This window comes from Streptomyces sp. NPDC031670 (assembly GCF_055580545.1).
Map to the genome: position 1 here is coordinate 1 of NZ_JBVILC010000069.1, position 1,037 is coordinate 1,037.

Annotated in this window: 1 protein-coding gene; it reads right to left on the reverse strand. The window is 71.1% G+C overall.

Annotated elements, in window-relative coordinates:
- On the reverse strand, nucleotides 1-1,037 hold a 1,037-nt coding region (locus tag ACZ5ID_RS37065; RefSeq protein ID WP_468907230.1), incomplete at both ends, for an FAD-dependent monooxygenase.

The window sequence follows — 1,037 nt, forward strand, 5'->3', positions numbered from 1 at the left end:
GTGGTGATGAGGACACCGCGCGCGCTGTGCAGCAGCTCCGCGACCCGGACCCGGCCGCCGTCGGCACGCTCGATCTCGCGGTCCGGCGAGAGGCGCAGGCCCAGCAGGGGATGGCCGGTGGCGCCCATGTCGTACCGCACGTCCAGGCCGCTGACCTGCCCGGCCAGATGACGGGCGACGTCCGGGGACTGGACGAGCTCGCGCATCACCGCGCGCAGCGGCTCCATCTCCTCGCCGGTGAGGTAGAGGCGGGTCTGCGCGCGGGTGTTGCGCATCAGCTTCTCGCCGACCGGGTGGCGCTCGGAGTGGAAGGTGTCGAGCAGGCCCTCGGGCGCCCAGCCGTTGATGGCCGCGGCCAGCTTCCAGCCCAGGTTCACCGCGTCCTGCACGCCCACGCTCATGCCCTGCGCACCGGCCGGCATATGGATGTGGGTGGCGTCACCGACCAGGAAGACCCGGCCCTTGCGGTACTGCGAGGCCTGGCGGGTGGTGTCGGTGAAGGCGCTGATCCAGCGGACCTCGGCATGGTGCAGGGACTCCCCCGTCATCCGCTGCCAGGCGTCGGCGACGACCTCGAAAGTGAGCTGGCTCTTGTCCTCGTGCGGGCGCAGCTTCTCGTCGTGGATGACGATCCGGTCGACCCCGTTCTCCAGGTTGAACGCCATCACCATGCCGCCGGGCACCTGCTCCCCGATGGGCCGCTGGCGCACCCCGGCACCGACCAGGTCGGCCATGTACATGCCCCGCGTGGCGTCCCAGCCGGGGAAGTCGATGCCCGCGGTCTTGCGGACGACCGAGCGCGCCCCGTCACAGCCCACCAGGTACCGGGCCTCCTCCTCACCCGGCCCGTCGGGGCCCTCGAAGGAGACGACGACACCGTCCTCGGTCTCCCGGAAGCCCGTCACCTCGTGGTTGCGGTGGACGGTGACCCCGAGCTCTCCCAGCCACGCCTCCAGGATCTCCTCGGTACGGAACTGCGGGACGCCCCGGACGCTGAAGTGGTTGTCCTCCAGCTTGGAGAAGTCGATGCGCACCCC